General features: G+C 67.3%; 13 protein-coding genes and 1 pseudogene. 7 read left to right on the plus strand and 7 right to left on the minus strand.

Annotated features, from left to right (window positions below):
• Nucleotides 1–38 precede the first annotated feature (38 nt).
• The 3 genes from ACT9TC_RS01660 to ACT9TC_RS01670 all read right to left on the minus strand — a co-directional run bounded on the left by ACT9TC_RS01660 (nucleotide 39) and on the right by ACT9TC_RS01670 (nucleotide 2,983).
• The gene (locus ACT9TC_RS01660) at nucleotides 39–1,784 is read right to left on the minus strand and encodes an ABC1 kinase family protein (RefSeq protein WP_458042982.1); all 1,746 of its coding nucleotides are present in this window, start codon (nucleotides 1,782–1,784) and stop codon (nucleotides 39–41) included.
• 88 nt (nucleotides 1,785–1,872) lie between these two features.
• On the minus strand, nucleotides 1,873–2,505 hold the full coding sequence (locus ACT9TC_RS01665) for a PadR family transcriptional regulator (protein ID WP_458041727.1): 633 nt from the start codon (nucleotides 2,503–2,505) through the stop codon (nucleotides 1,873–1,875).
• Between the two features lie 136 nt (nucleotides 2,506–2,641).
• Complete coding sequence (locus tag ACT9TC_RS01670; RefSeq protein WP_458041728.1) at nucleotides 2,642–2,983, minus strand: MerR family transcriptional regulator; 342 nt, start codon at nucleotides 2,981–2,983, stop codon at nucleotides 2,642–2,644.
• Between the two features lie 127 nt (nucleotides 2,984–3,110).
• Between ACT9TC_RS01670 and ACT9TC_RS01675 the strand changes: the two genes are divergently transcribed.
• The gene (locus ACT9TC_RS01675; RefSeq protein ID WP_458041729.1) at nucleotides 3,111–3,977 is read left to right on the plus strand and encodes a DUF222 domain-containing protein; all 867 of its coding nucleotides are present in this window, start codon (nucleotides 3,111–3,113) and stop codon (nucleotides 3,975–3,977) included.
• A 172-nt stretch (nucleotides 3,978–4,149) separates the two neighbouring features.
• On the opposite strand, the gene ACT9TC_RS01680 is transcribed toward ACT9TC_RS01675, so the two are convergent.
• Nucleotides 4,150–5,013: a universal stress protein gene (locus ACT9TC_RS01680; RefSeq protein WP_458041730.1), complete on the minus strand. Its 864-nt coding sequence runs from the start codon at nucleotides 5,011–5,013 to the stop codon at nucleotides 4,150–4,152.
• Between the two features lie 110 nt (nucleotides 5,014–5,123).
• Here ACT9TC_RS01680 and ACT9TC_RS01685 point away from each other — a divergent pair, with 110 nt between their 5' ends.
• From ACT9TC_RS01685 to ACT9TC_RS01710, 6 genes are all read left to right on the plus strand, one after another.
• The gene (locus ACT9TC_RS01685; RefSeq protein ID WP_458041731.1) at nucleotides 5,124–6,824 is read left to right on the plus strand and encodes a sensor histidine kinase; all 1,701 of its coding nucleotides are present in this window, start codon (nucleotides 5,124–5,126) and stop codon (nucleotides 6,822–6,824) included.
• Nucleotides 6,821–7,456, plus strand: coding sequence for a response regulator (locus ACT9TC_RS01690; protein ID WP_458041732.1), 636 nt, complete (start codon nucleotides 6,821–6,823; stop codon nucleotides 7,454–7,456). Before ACT9TC_RS01685 ends, ACT9TC_RS01690 begins: the two co-directional genes overlap by 4 nt.
• 89 nt (nucleotides 7,457–7,545) lie before the next feature.
• The gene (locus ACT9TC_RS01695; RefSeq protein WP_458041733.1) at nucleotides 7,546–7,872 is read left to right on the plus strand and encodes a universal stress protein; all 327 of its coding nucleotides are present in this window, start codon (nucleotides 7,546–7,548) and stop codon (nucleotides 7,870–7,872) included.
• 62 nt (nucleotides 7,873–7,934) lie between these two features.
• Nucleotides 7,935–8,453 carry a universal stress protein gene (locus tag ACT9TC_RS01700; protein WP_458041734.1) on the plus strand — a complete coding sequence of 173 codons (519 nt, stop codon included), beginning with the start codon at nucleotides 7,935–7,937 and terminating at the stop codon, nucleotides 8,451–8,453.
• Between the two features lie 500 nt (nucleotides 8,454–8,953).
• Nucleotides 8,954–11,458: a phosphoketolase family protein gene (locus ACT9TC_RS01705; protein ID WP_458041735.1), complete on the plus strand. Its 2,505-nt coding sequence runs from the start codon at nucleotides 8,954–8,956 to the stop codon at nucleotides 11,456–11,458.
• Nucleotides 11,459–11,578: 120 nt separating this feature from the next.
• A complete protein-coding gene (locus ACT9TC_RS01710) occupies nucleotides 11,579–12,805 on the plus strand; it encodes an IS110 family RNA-guided transposase (RefSeq protein ID WP_458041736.1) in 1,227 nt (408 codons plus the stop codon).
• 150 nt (nucleotides 12,806–12,955) lie between these two features.
• On the opposite strand, the pseudogene ACT9TC_RS01715 reads toward ACT9TC_RS01710, so the two are convergent.
• From ACT9TC_RS01715 to pflA, 3 genes and pseudogenes are all read right to left on the minus strand, one after another.
• A pseudogene (locus ACT9TC_RS01715) lies at nucleotides 12,956–13,066 on the minus strand (integrase core domain-containing protein); the annotation flags it as partial.
• A 597-nt stretch (nucleotides 13,067–13,663) separates the two neighbouring features.
• Nucleotides 13,664–13,918 (minus strand): ATP-binding cassette domain-containing protein, encoded by a 255-nt coding sequence (locus ACT9TC_RS01720; protein ID WP_458041737.1) that lies wholly within the window; start codon nucleotides 13,916–13,918, stop codon nucleotides 13,664–13,666.
• A 359-nt stretch (nucleotides 13,919–14,277) separates the two neighbouring features.
• Nucleotides 14,278–14,994: a pyruvate formate-lyase-activating protein gene (gene pflA, locus ACT9TC_RS01725; protein ID WP_458041738.1), complete on the minus strand. Its 717-nt coding sequence runs from the start codon at nucleotides 14,992–14,994 to the stop codon at nucleotides 14,278–14,280.

A 14,994-nucleotide genomic window follows, 5' to 3' on the forward strand; every position in this document is an offset into this window, starting at 1 on the left:
CCGGGCAGGCCCGCACTCGGCGTCGGAAAAACGCGGCGTCAGCCCGCGCCCGGCCCCCGCCGTATTCCCGCGAACAGCGCGTGCATCAGCGGCAGCACCGAACCGACCATCAGTACGGTGCCGAACACCGGGTCCTCCGGGCGGAGCACGGCACCGCCGATGAACAGTCCGGCGAACAGCACAGCCGAGACGACCCGGCGCGCCATCCGCTCCAGCCGAGCCACGCGCCGGTCGAGCCGCGGGGTGTCGACCGAGATATCGCCGTCCTGAACGCGGGTGACGAGATCGTCGAGGCGCCGCGGGAGTCGCACCGCCAGCGTCGCGATCGACAGCGCCTCTTTACCGACCGCCTGGGCGATGTTGCCGCGTTCGTCGCGCAACAGTTGTGCCGCGTACGGCTCGACCGAGTCCCACAGGTTGAACGCGGGGTTCAGTCCGCTGCAGACGCCCGACGTGAGCGACGATGCCCGGATGATCAGCAAGAAGTTCTCGGGCAGCTGGAACGGGAGCGACCGCACGGCATCCCCGAACTGGATCGCGAAGTCGCGGAACTCGCGCGGGTCGACCTCCTGCAGCTCGGCGAAGCCCATGCCACCGAACCGCGCGAACAGCGCCGTCATGGCCCGCTCGAGCTCACCGGTGTCGGCCGAGGGCAGCAGCACCCCGACTTCCCGGATCGCGTCGACGAGCCCTCGCCCGTCGCGCGACGCCACGGCGATCAGCAGCTGCCGCATCCCCCGGCGAAGCCCGGGAGGGACCTCGCCCATCATCCCGAAGTCGATGAATGTGAACCGCCACGCGGGCGACGAGGCAACCGAGGCGGATGCATCGGCCCCGGCATTCGCGCCCGCCACCACGCCGCTCCCGCCGGCGCCGGTGCCCGCGGCATCCGGCATCAACGTCACGAAGACGTTACCCGGGTGCGGATCCGCGTGGAAGAAGCCGTGGTCGAACAGCTGATCGAACATGACCGACGCGAACTCACGGGCGACCTCGTCGGGGTCGATGCCTGCGGCGCGGAGACCGTCGTAGTCGTTGATCTTGATCGCCGTGACGTCCTGCAGCGTCAGTACGCGCCCGGTCGAGCGTTCCCACACGACCTCGGGCACCGCCACCCGCGGGTCGCCCTCGAAGTCGCGGGCGAAGCGTTCGGCGTTGGCGGCCTCGTGGACGTAATCGATCTCTTCGAGGCTCGTCACCGCGAACTCTTCGACGAGCGCCGGCGCATTCACGCGGGTGTAGACGAGCCGGATGCGGCTGAGCCATCCGCCGACCTTGCGAAGCGCGGCGAGGTCCACATCGACGATCTGCTGGATGCCCGGGCGTTGCACCTTGACGACGACCGCGTCGAGCCCCGTCTCGCTCGCGTCGAGGGCCGACAGGCGGGCGCGGTGCGCCTGCCCGAGGGATGCCGCGGCCACCGGAGTCTCGTCGAACCACGAATAGGCGCGTTCGAGCGGCATGCCGAGTTCGGCCTCGGCGGCCGATCGGATGCGATCGAACGGCACGGCAGGAACCTCGTCCTGCAACCCCTCGAGCTCTTTCGTGATCTCGGGCGGTAGAACGTCGAGGCGCGAGGACATGAACTGTCCGACCTTGATCATCAAGCCACCGAGGTCGACGGCCAGCCCATGGAATGCTCGAGCGAACCGCTTCATGCGCTTGTTGCGTGTGCGCACCGCGATCCGGGTCAGGCCGATGCGGGGCAGAACGAGTTCGAACCACCACGTCTGAGCAAGGAAGCGCGCAGCGAACCGCAGGATGCGCCGATACCGGGCGCGCATGGCGCCGGCATCGTACGCATCGGTCTCATCGACGACCCTGCCGCTCACTGTGCTCCCTCGCGACGCCTTCGCGCCGAGGGCACTCCCGTCAGTCCTGGGCGAGGATCGAGTAGAGCTTACGACGCGCGTCTTCGAGCACGGAGACGGCCTGCTGCACCTGCTCGGGGGTACCCGTGCGGGCAACCTGAGCCGCAGCCTGGGCCAGCTCCACGCCGGCCTTGGGCAGCGCCGTCGCGCGTCCGCTGCTCTCGCGAGCGCCGGTGCCGGCTGCGGATGTCTGCCACGGCGCCGGACGCTCACCCGCGGTATCCGCTTCGGCGCGTCCCGCCTCGGTCAGCGCATAGGTCTTGCGACCGTTCGCCTCTTCGGCGGTGACGAGGCCTTCATCGGTCAGCAGCTGCAGGGTCGGGTAGACCGAGCCGGGGCTGGGCTTCCAGCTGCCGCCGCTGCGCTCTTCGATCTCGTGAATGATCTGGTAGCCGTGCATCGGGCTCTCGGCGAGCAGGGCCAGAACGGCCGCACGCACATCACCGCGGCCCATGCGGGCCCCGCCCTTGGGCATCACGCGACGCTCGAACTCGTCGCGAAGCTGCTCCATCGCATCCCAGATTCCGGCGCCGGTCTTGCCGAAGCCCGAGCCCAGTCCGGCGCCGAAGCCACCATTGCCCAAGCCGCTTCCGCCGCCGAATCCGAAGCCGTTGGTTCCGAATGAATCGCTCATCATGACCTCCATGCGGTGTCGATTGCCGCCTATCCAACGATAGTCAACGATATGTCGCTGAGGGTCGTTTCGATACGCGGATGCCTGTGAAGTCGCCGTGTGCTTCGGGACGGCCTCGCGCGCGACAACAGGCCCGTCAGACGGACGCGTCGATGAACTCGCTGAGCAGGCGGTGCGTGTGCGACAGCTGCACGATACGGTCGGCCATGTCGTTCCGCACTGCAATGAGCTGCTGCGCGACTTCCCGATGCACCGAAGCGGGCGCTTCGCCGGTGCAGGTGAGTACCGATTCGACGACGGGACGAGCGAAACCCAGGCCGAACATGGTGTGGATGACGCTCGCGCGCTCGACCGCGGTGTCGTCGTACTCGCGGTAGCCGTTACCCCTCCGCTCCGCGTGGATGAGTCCGTGCTTCTCGTAGTAGCGCAACGAACGAGGACTCACTCCGCTTCGTCGACTGAGCTCACCGATGTTCATGCGCCCCTCTTGACCTTGACACGATGTCAGAGTTTAGCGTCATCGACGATGAACAACGCCGGCACGCTACAGAAGGCACTCTCCATGCGACACACACTCGATGTCGACGGGATACCGTGGCAGGTACATGTTTGCCACGATCGGGTTGAGCGTCATCAGAACGCAGAGCACCACGAGCAGCCCCGGGGTGAGCCGCGGTACGCCCTCGCCGCCGATACCCCCGCCACCACGTCGGTCGATCGGGCCAGCCACCGGATCCGCGACGCGTTTGACGCCGTTGGCGAAGCGGCGGGCGGAATGGTACGCCCACACCACCTTCGAACAACGCCACCGCCGCGCCGTCGAAGACCGCACCGTCTGGGTCACCGACCTCGACGACGGCATGGCCGAACTCCGTGCAATCCTGCCCGCCGCCATCGCGCATGGCGTCCACGACCGCTTCAGCGAAATGGCACGAACCGTGATTGACGCGCGGCGGCACGCTGCGAACCCGGCTACCGACGCGGGCGGATGCGGGCAGGCGGAGCCCGCCGACAGCCTTGATGTCCGCACGACGGACCAGATCCGAGCCGACATCCTCGGCGACCTGCTCCTCACCGCCGCACCCACCGGCCACGACGGTGGACCCACCGACCTGGCCGGGATCCGCGCAACCGTTCACATCACGGTCCCGGTCATGTCGCTGATCGAGAAGCGCATCACAGATCCCTACGAGACCGCGTTCCTCGTCGGGCACTCCCCCATCGACCCGCAAACCGCGTGCGTGCTCACCGCCGGAGCACCCGGGTGGGACCGGATCCTCACACATCCGATCTCCGGTCAGGTGCTCGCCGTCGACCGATACCGGCCCAGCGAGCAGCAACGAAGACACCTCGCCGTCAGAGATCAGCACTGTCGATTCCCCGGATGCCGGATGCCCGCGAAACGCTGCGATGTCGATCACACGATGGACCACGCCCACGGCGGGGTGACTCAGACCGCCACCGCGGCCTGACCAACAAAGAACCTGTCTACGAAATTTGACACAGCCCAAACTGCTGGCGGGCGATGTCTACGGGATCCACGCCGGAAACTCCTGACTCGATGTCTGACCGCACGAAGCGGCTGATCCAATTCGTCAGGGAACTGCTGCCCGACACAGGGACGAAGGTCCAGGGCGCGCAGAGTCAGGAAACGACGACCGTGGGGGCGTTGGCGTTCATCAGCACCTCGTGGAGCGTCTGACCCACCCCCAGAGCGCTGGTCTGCCGAGATCGTCCGACGACGAGCAGCGCCTTGTCACGGGACAGGTTGAGGATCGCGTCCGAAGGGTGCCGCTGCGCGACGTGCGCCCACACGTCTAGGTTCGAATCGGTGTCCAGTGCGGCGGTGCGGGCAGCCGCGAGCACGTCGTCGCGGTAGGCCGAACGCAGCTGCCCGCCGGATGAGACGGCATGAACGATAGCGAGAGAGCAGCCGCGACGCGCGGCCTCCTGCGCGCCACGCTGCGCAAGCGCGGGCGCGTTCTGCAAGTCTGCCACCGCCACCGCCACACCTGTGCATAGGCGAAGGTCGATCGAAGGGACCACAGTCATGGTGCCGCGCACCGCGGCCGCCAGCTGGACCGCGCGGAGACCGAACATCCGTCCGCGGGCGTAGCCGGTCTTGTCGGAGCCGATAACGACGACATCCCGCTGGTCTGCAGCCCGGGCGAGCGTGTCTGCCACCATCCCGCGCTCGACAGTCGTGGTGATCCGCGCCGTCGGGTAGCGATTCAGCAGGTCGTCCGCCGCATCTGACAGGACGTGGGCCAGCCTTCGAGCCACATCGTCGCCGTACTCGGCGCCCACAGATCCCGCGTCGTCGTCGGCGATCCCCACAAGGCTGATGGCGCCGTCCGGAAGCGTCCGCGCGGCCGCCCAGGTGAGGGCGGCGCGACTCGAGGCGGAGCCGTCCACTCCCACGATGTAGCGGCCACCAGGGCCGAGCAGCGGGTCGGTCCGCTCCTCCGGAGACATCCGGCGCGCGGGCACGAAGGTGTCGCTGATCATGGTTACCTTTCTTCGCCAGAAGCAAATTGGAGCAGGGTCGATGCTGGGGCGTAACCTATGGATCTGGCAGGGCCGTTGGTCCCGCCGGTTCCCGAGGCTCGAGGAGACGTGTGGGCGCCCATCCTTCCGTGCACTTCCCGGACCTGCCGCAATCCGAGCTCGAACTGGCGATCGCGGAACTGGTCGACAAGGCGAACCGGGTGCTCGCCACTCAAGGACGGCTGCGCGAGCTGCTCGCGGCAACCCGAGCCGTCGGCGAAGGGCTGGAACTGCCCACCGTGCTCCGGCGCATCGCTCAGGCCGCCGTCGACCTCGTAGGCGCGCAGTACGGCGCGCTCGGAGTGATCGGCCCCGACGGGGAACTCGAGCAGTTCATCCACGTCGGCTTAGACGATGCCACGGCCGCGCGGATCGGCGACCTTCCTCGTGGGCGGGGGATCCTCGGCGCGGTCATCTCTGACCCCGCCCCGATCCGTCTGGATGACCTGGGCACGGATATGCGCTCGCACGGGTTCCCCGCAAATCATCCGCCGATGGGCAGCTTCCTCGGCGTTCCTGTGCGGGTGCGGGATGAGGTGTACGGCAACCTCTACCTCACCAATCGCACCGGCGGCTCTTTTACCGCGGAGGACGAAGAGCTCCTCACTGCGCTGGCCACCTCGGCTGCCGTGGCGATCGACAACGCTCGCCTCTTCGGGGATGCGCAGCTCCGTCAGCGGTGGGCGCTCGCGTCGGCCGAGACCGGGGCGGCACTGCTCAGCGAGGAGACTGCAGATCCCCTCGCGGCGGTCGCCCAGGCCGTCGCACGTCTCACCGACGCCGCCGTGGTGTGTCTCGTCGCCTCGTCCCCGAGCGGTGGAGCGGTGGTGGAGGGCGCGTGGGGGGACGAGGCGGACGCCTTCCGCGGACGCATCTACCCCGCGGCGACCACTCTGAGCGAGACGGTAATCGAGTCGGGGAACCCGCGCCTGTCGGCCGGCGTGCCGTACCCGGACCGCTCCGACGAGTTGACGGGACCCGCCATGGTGGTTCCCATCGGCCGACCGGACGGCACCCGTGGGGCGCTGGCGATCGCCCGCCCACGTGATGCCGCCCGCTTCCTCGAGGTGGACTTGGACCTGGCGATCGAGTTCGCGACACACGCCAGCGTCGTGCTGGAGCTGCGCGAGGCCCGGCGTGCACACGAGCGGCTCACGCTCCTCGAAGACCGGAACCGCATAGCCCGTGATCTGCACGACAACGTGATTCAGCGCCTCTTCGGGGCGGGCCTGACCCTGAACGGTGTAGACGTGGAGCGTCTACCCTCAGGCGTCCGCGAGAAGGTGGACGTGGTGACGAACCTTCTGAATGAGGCGATCGCGGAGATCCGGAAAACGGTGTTCGCTCTCCGCGCCTCCTCACCCGGACGGCCCGCTACCCGCCAACGCTTGCTGGACATCGTGAGCGATGCCGCAGGCGCATTCCCGAACCCGCCGCACGTCTCACTCGAGGGGGATCTCGACCTCCTCGTCCCCGAACCTGTGCTCGATGATTTGGAAGCTGTTGTGCGCGAAGGACTATCGAACGCAGCGCGGCATGCCGAAGCGAACGGAGTATCGGTGAGCGTGATCGCCAGACCGGAGGAGATCCGGGTGACGGTGCAGGACGACGGCCGGGGGGCGGGCAAAGCCACCCGGTCCAGCGGGCTCACGAATCTCGCAGAGCGGGCGGAGGCGTGGGGCGGCAGCGCCGTGCTGCACCCCGGCCCGGCCGGCGGCTCAGTGCTCGACTGGCGGATCCCGATGCCCAGACGAAAGAGCGCCACCGCATGATACGGATCTTCCTGGTCGACGATCACGAACTCGTCCGACGCGGCATTGCGGACGTGCTGGAGCGCGAGTCAGATCTCACGGTGGTCGGAGAAGCGGGGACCGTCCGGGCCGCAATCGCGCGGGTGGACGCCACCCTCCCGGACATCGTCGTGCTCGACGTCCGGCTGCCGGACGGCACCGGCGTCGACGCGTGCAGGAAGATCCGCTCCCGTCACCCCGAACTGCCCTGCATCATGCTGACGGCGTTCGACGACGAGGCGGCCCTCGACGCGGCTGTGCTAGCAGGAGCCAGCGGATGGCTGCTCAAAGACATCCGCGGGGCAGGCCTGGTCGATGCGGTGCGGCGCGCGGCCGCCGGTAGGCAGTTGATTCCCGGCGAACTGCGGCGACGCGCGGGTGAGCGGCTGATGCTTCGACAGGCCTCGACCAGTGACGATCCGGACCTGACGCTACGTGAACGGCAGATTCTCGAGTTGATCACCGATGGCATGACGAACAGGCAGATCGGCGAGCGACTCGGCCTGGCGGAAAAGACCGTCAAGAACTACGTGTCGGGGCTGCTCGACAAGCTCGGCTTCGAACGGCGCACGCAAGCCGCCGTGTACGGCGCCGCGCACCGCCGCACCGACTGAGCTCTTCTCCACGGTCGTAGGGACTTTCGCCCCTGAGCAGGTGTGTCGTTCGGGCGGATCATGGCGAGGGGTTCGAGAAAGAGTCCACCATGACCATCCGCATAGTCACCGTCGGCATTGACAGAAGCCTCACCAGCCGCGTCGCGCTCGACTGGGTCATCGAACGAGCGCGGCACACGCCCACCCAGGTCGGGCTGGTCACAGTCGTTCCGGTGCCGCCGCCTGGACTCCGCACACTCGGCACAGTGCGTACCTTCTACGAGGAGAACGTCCGAGAGGCCGCGGACTTCGCGAAGCAGGCTGCTATCTTCAAGACTGTTTCGAGCATGCTCACCCACGGCGACCCCAGCGAGCGTCTGATGGAGGCCAGTTCGTTCACCGACATTCTGGTCGTCGGCACGGACAGACACCCTTAGCGCGGCACCTCGTCTACGGCACTGTCCCCTTGCGCCTGGCCGCGCGGAGCGCGGCTCCCTTCGTGGTGGTGCCGCGCACCTGGACTCCTCACTACGGTCCGGTGCTCCTCGGAGTGGGCGACGACGACCCCGCGAAGGCCGCGGTGGCCTTCACGGAGGACGAGGCGATGCTCCGGGCGGCAGCTATCGCACTCGTGCATGTCTGGGCCGCGGGCCCCGCCTACCCGTCTCCGCTCCACTTCGTCGACTACCCGTGGGAGGCGATCAGGGACGCCGCTGAGACGGTACTTCAGGGAGCCGCCACGGGAATCCGTGGCCGCCACCCCGAGTCGGACGTAGCAACCACTCTGATCGAGGGTCCGACCATCCCCGAGCTTGTCGAAGCAGCTCAGACGGCTCAGCTCCTCGTTGTCGCCCGCGCCGATCGCGGCATTCTCAAGGATCTCCTCCAGCTCGGGTCCGTCGCCCATGACGTTCTGCTCAATGCTCCGGTGCCGGTGGCGATCGTGCCCGCACAGCGCGTCGAGACGCTGCCCGCTTGGCCTTTCGGCCCGCCGGAGTCAACGCTGTCCTGGGGGTGACGAGGCTCCCGGGGCGTCCGTGAGCCGCGGGGATCCGGCGTCACTCCGCGGCGGCTGCCGCCGCTCGCTGAGCCCCCGACTCATCCGGCGCGCGCCATCCCGCTTGAGTCGGACCCATTCTGTCGGCGTGACGATTGTTCGTGTCATCACTTCTCGGTCCCTGCTCTCCCCGGCGCCGACTCGGCGCCCGTTGCGGGTAGGACGTCCTCGGACTCGCCCGTCGCCAGCCAACCGCCGGCGCAGCCGGTTGGGTAGGACTTCGGGCCCTTCGTGTTCAACAGAGCGATCACGAGTGTGGCTCATGCATGTCGAGCGTCTCTCCCGGACCCTTCTACTCGTTCTCCTGGGATTTATGGATGGGACCGCCGTCGTGTGCGGAGCCACCCTCCAGACGGGCGCGGTGGAGCCCGGCCTGGCCACGGTGCTCAACGTCCCGATGACGACATGACCGGGACCTTTGGCTCTTCCGTTCCGCCTCTCCACAGGCGGAAGGTGGAGTCATGACTGTCACCCGCTCGCTTCCCGCACCTCCAGCTTCCGCCTTCCGCCGGGGTGGCGGCACTCCGATTGAGGACGCAGCGCTCGGCCGGCTCGACTCCTGGTGGCGAGCGGCGAACTACCTGTCAGTCGGCCAGATCTACCTTCTCGGCAACCCGCTGCTCCGACGGCCACTCACGCCCGACGATGTGAAACCGCGCCTACTCGGCCACTGGGGAACGACTCCTGGCCTGAACTTCCTCTATGCGCACCTCAACCGGGCGATCCAAGAACGCGACCTCGACGCCATCTACGTCTGCGGACCTGGCCACGGCGGCCCCGGTATGGTCGCAAACGCCTACCTCGACGGCACCTACAGCGAGGTCTACCCGCGCATCTCGCGGACTGAGGACGGCGTCCGGGCGCTCTTTCGCCAGTTCTCCTTCCCAGGCGGGATCCCCAGCCACGCCGCGCCGGAGACCCCGGGCTCCATTCACGAGGGTGGCGAGCTCGGCTATGCGCTCTCGCACGCGTACGGGGCCGCCTTCGACAACCCGAATCTCCTCGTGGCGGCGGTCGTCGGTGACGGTGAGGCGGAGACTGCCGCGCTCGCGACCAGCTGGCACTCCAACAAGTTCGTCGACCCGCAGCAGGACGGAGTGGTCCTGCCGATCCTGCATCTCAACGGCTACAAGATCGCGAACCCCACGATCCTCGCCCGTATCCCGGAGTCGGAGCTCCTCGAGCTTATGCGCGGTTACGGCCACACGCCGTATGTCGTCTCCGGCGGCTTCGACGGCGAAGACCCGATCGAGGTGCACCGTCGCATGGCTGCGACCCTGGACACTGTCCTCGACCACATCGCAGACATCAAGGCTGCCGCCGCCCGCGGGGAGCAGACCGAACGACCCGCCTGGCCAATGATCATCCTCCGTACTCCGAAGGGGTGGACCTGTCCGAAGGAGATCGACGGACATCCTGCCGAGGACAACTGGCGGGCGCACCAGGTTCCCCTCGCCAATGCCCGCGACACCGATGAGCACCTCCAGCTGCTCGAGGGATGGCTCCGCTCCTATCGGCCCGACGAGCTGTTCGATGCGGACGGCGCCCCGGTGACATCGGCGACTGCGCTCGCACCCGAAGGCGACCGCCGAATGAGCGCTAACCCTGTCGCAAACGGCGGGCTGCTCAAACGGGACCTGGTCCTGCCCGATTTCCGCGACTACGCCGTCGACGTCCCCTCCCCCGGCGCAGCGATCCACGAGCCGACACGGGTGCTCGGCAGTTGGCTCGCCGACGTCGTCCGCGCCAACCCAACGAACTTCCGGATCTTCGGACCCGACGAGACCGCGTCCAACCGGCTCGGCGCGGTCCTCGAGGTCACCGACAAACAGTGGAACGGCGGTTACCTTCCCAGCGACGAGAACCTCGCCCGGGCGGGACGCGTGATGGAGATGCTCAGCGAGCACCAGTGCCAGGGGTGGCTCGAGGGCTACCTCCTCACCGGGAGGCACGGCCTGTTCACCAGCTACGAGGCGTTCATCCACATCGTCGACTCGATGCTGAACCAGCACGCCAAATGGCTGAAGGTGACCAAGCACATCCCCTGGCGGCGGCCGATCGCTTCCCTCAACTACCTGCTCTCCTCCCACGTATGGCGGCAGGACCACAATGGGCTTTCCCACCAGGACCCGGGCTTCATCGACCACGTCGTGAACAAGAAGGCCGACGTCGTCCGGGTCTACCTGCCTTTCGACGCGAACACGCTGCTGTCCGCCTACGACCACTGTCTCCGCAGCGTCGATTACGTCAACGTGGTTGTGGCCGGCAAGCAGCCGTCCTTCGACTGGTTGAACATGGACGACGCCATCGCCCACATGACGAGGGGCATCGGCATCTTCGATTGGGCGGGAAGCGAGGTCGCCGGCCAGGAGCCCGACGTCGTGATGGCCTGCGCCGGTGACGTCCCCACCCTCGAGATCCTCGCCGCGGTGTCCATCCTCCGCACCGAAATCCCGGATTTGAGGATCCGCGTGGTCAACGTCGTCGACCTCATGCGTCTCCAATCCGAAGGCGAGCACCCGCACGGCCTCAGCGAAGCCGCCTGGAACGCGCTCTTCGGGGTCGACCGGCCGGTGATCTTCGCCTACCACGGCTATCCGTGGCTCATTCATCGCCTGACTTACCGCCGTGCCAACAATCCGCACATCCACGTCCGCGGCTACAAGGAGGAGGGCACCACCACGACGCCTTTCGATATGGTCATGCTTAACGACATGGACCGCTTCCACCTCGTCATCGATGTGCTCGACCGCGTCCCCGGCCTCGCCCAGCGTCACGGCGTCCTGCGCCAGCGGATGCAGGACGCCCGCCTCGCCGCGCGGGACTACACCCGCGCGCACGGCGAGGACAGCCCGGAGGTAACCGACTGGACCTGGGACGGTGCAGCCGCCGGTCGAGCCCGCGGCGCCAACACCGGCAGCGGGCAGGTCTCAGTGATCGGCTCCACCGGCGGAGACAACGACTAGACGGTATGTAGTGGCCCTCTTCTGGTGAGGGGGTTACGGGACGGGGCCTCGCTCACAAAACTCGTGGGTTACCGGGTGGAGGCGGTCCGCCCGGCCTATCCGACAGTTGTGGGAGGCCCCGTGTTTACTGAGCGTACGAGTGTTGGGCTCGATGTGCATGCCCGTTCCGTCGCGGCAGCGGCGATCGATGGCGTGACAGGCGAGCTGTTCCAGACGAAGTTGCCGCCCGGCAATGATCGGATCCTGGATTGGGTGCGGACTTTGCCTGACCCGGTCGCGGTCGCTTACGAGGCCGGACCCACCGGGTTCGGGCTGTTCCGGGCGTTGACAGCGGCGGGAGTGCGATGTGTGGTCGCCGCGCCGTCGAAGCTGCAACGCCCCTCAGGTGATCGGGTGAAGACGGACGCGAAGGACGCGGTGCATCTGGCCCGGTTGCTGCGGCTGGACGAGATCACATCGGTGTCTGTTCCGTCAGCTGATCAGGAGGCTGCCCGGGATCTGGTGCGGGCGAGGGAAGACTGCCGCGGAGATCTGATGCGCTCACGACACCGGCTCAGCAAGCTGCTCCTGCGGCACGGCATCGTTTACGACGATGGCGCCGCATGGACGGCCAAGCACGACCGGTGGCTCACTCAGCAGCACCTCAGTGGCGCCGCGTCTCGGGCCGCGTTCGACGCGGAGTATGAGACCGTGCTGCAGGTTAAGGCCCGCCGAGACCGACTCGACACGGCGATCGGAGATCTCGCGAGTGACAGCGAGTTCACCCCGATCGTGCGTCGGCTCGGTTGCCTTCGAGGCGTGAGCGTGCTGACCGGGTTCGCGCTGGCCATCGAGATCGGCGACTGGGACCGATTCACCGGCAACAGCATCGGCGCTTTCGTCGGCCTCGTCCCTTCCGAGTTCTCTTCGGGGCAGTCGCGGGTGCAAGGGCCGATCACCAAGACCGGCAACGGTCACGCGCGCAGGCTGCTCGTCGAAGCTGCCTGGCATCACCAACCCCAGTATCCGTCGGCGCGGTTATGCGTGGTCGCTGGGAACTCGCGTCCGCGGCTGCGAGAGCACGCGGCGACCTGGGGAACCGGCGATTGCATGACCGGTGGGTGCGGTTCGGGCAACGCCGCAAACGACACACGATCGCGAATGTCGCCGTCGCTCGCGAGCTGGCCGGCTGGTGCTGGTCTCTGGCTGTCATGCACGACTGATCCTCTGAGCTGCTTCGCGATCCAGCAGCCGGTGGCAGCGCGAGGAGCGACCCGCGAAACAACCATGAGCAGGCGACCCCAGGGTCATCGACGCTCGTTCCTAGACACGCGGTCCTGCTCCTGCCGAAGAACCGTCCTGCGGTAACCAACCCGCGAATATCAGACTGACCGCGCGTCGAAGACACGCTCACCGACCAGCCAGATCACGAAGCAAGAGGCGCCGTCCAGGAACAATCCCGGACGGCGCCTCGCCATGCCTCTTGACAAGAAGGCACTACATATCAGTTGTACGCGGTCATGAGGTTGGTTGCAGCCGGCCGATCGGGGGATGGCCTCCGAGGGCTGAGTGGCGTCGTCGAGAGTTGTAGTACTCGATCCAGGCCGCGAGGGCCCGTGAAGCCGCCGTTCTACAGGACGCCCAGAGCCTGTCGGTCTCTGATCTGCGTCAGGCCGGGAGCGTCCATGAGCGGCACCCACGGCACAGCCATACTCGGGCGGCCAAGAGACCGGTCTCACGGGATGAAGCGCTTCCCCGTGCGGCGCGCTATGAGGGAAGCGAAGGTCGTGCATCCAGACGCGCGTGCGGCGTCGCCTCGCCCCGGGAGACGTACGTCGCCCCCGCAACACGTCTGCGGACCCCTCTCGTGCGCGAGACGAGCATGAGCAGGACGACCACGGCGGAACCCGTGGCCCAGGCGAGCCCGAGCAACAGCCCACGGCTCTCGTCGAACCCCTCAGTGAGGCCGGCGTCGAGGAGCAGACGATCCTTCGATTCGTAGACATCTCGTCCTGACGTTCATTCCTCATGACGACTGTCTACGAAAAGTGTCACACCCCGGTATCCCAGTCGAAGCCCCGCATACGGCTCGTCAAGAAGCAGGCCTGCCGGATCCGCGAGCAACGCCAGGCCGAGGTTGAGCTTCGCCAGTGTCCCTCCAGAAAGGCGATCCGCGCGAGTGTTCGCGTAGCGCCTGAAGTCGAGCGCCGATAGAGGCGATCCTGCTCATGATGTCGCTCGGCCCGGGTCAGCCCGTAGGCGACGCCGAAGAGCGAAATGCTCGTTGCAGGTGAGGCGCTCGAAGACGACCGGGTGCTGCGGGCAGTACCCGAGCGAGCCGCGAACGGACACGCTCCCGGAGTCCGCCGACAGCGCGCCGACGAGGATCTGCATGAGTGTCGACTTCCCGGACCCGTTCTCCCCGACCAGTCCGACCGCCTCCCCCGCCGTGAGAGTGAGCTGCACCTCATCGAGGACCACATTGCTGCGACGGAAGGACCAGATCCCCTGCCGCTAGGTCTTCGATACCCCTGTCGCTTCCAGGACGAAACTACGCTGGCGCTCGCTCGCGATGTCACCCGGGTCTCGCTGCTCGACGGTGGTCATACCTGAAGCGTTCCTACGCGCCGGCCCCGATGACACAGGCTTTCGTCCCCCTGGAGGCGAGCGGCAGATGCGAGCCATCTACGATCCGCAGGTATGGCTTCCGCGGGCGCGCGGCATCTCCCGCTTGGGCGGCAGTCCCGGCGATCCCCACCAATGAGGGACTTGACCACGAGGAGCTCGAGTTTGCGGGACAAACCCTGAACTCGACGGCGCCGCTCGACCATCCCCGGCGATCAGACGACGGGCAGACCTCGCCGGCGGAACTGCTCCTCGACGCGCCGCAAAAGCGCCTCGTCCGGGGAGCGCAGATCGGCCAGGGCGTAGGGAATTCCGCGCTCCTCCCACTTGTGCTGCCCCATCTGATGGAAGGGGAGAACCTCGACCCGGTCGATTGTGCTCCAGCGCTGGAGGATGTCGGCAACCGCCTCGACGTTCTCCTGAGCATCCGTCAGTCCGGGAACCAGCACGAACCGGATCCACATGCGATTTCCCCGGTCGCTCAGCCGATCGCCGAATCGGACCGTCGGCTCGAGGTCGCGAGTAGTCACCACGCGGTAGAGGTCGGGCAGCCCCGACTTGACGTCCAGCAGAACGAGGCTGGTGGTGTCGAGAAGGGCGTCCGATGCCCGATCGCCGAGGTAGCCCGAAGTGTCGAGCGCGGTGGATATCCCCCGCTCGGAACACGCAGCGAAGATCTTCTCGACGAAGGCACGCTGAAGGAGCGGTTCGCCACCGGACAGGGTGAGCCCGCCTCCGGTCGCATCGAAGACCGACTTGTACCGCTCGAGCCGGTCGACGATCTCCTCCAGTTCGGTGGCTCGACCGTCGTGCAGAACCCAGGTGTCCGGATTCTGACAGTACTGACACCGGAGCGGACAGCCGGACAGGAAGACGGTCATGCGGGTACCCGGTCCGTCCACGGCCGTCACCAGCTCCCAGGAATGGACCAT

Source organism: Microbacterium sp. HM-570 (assembly GCF_054165885.1).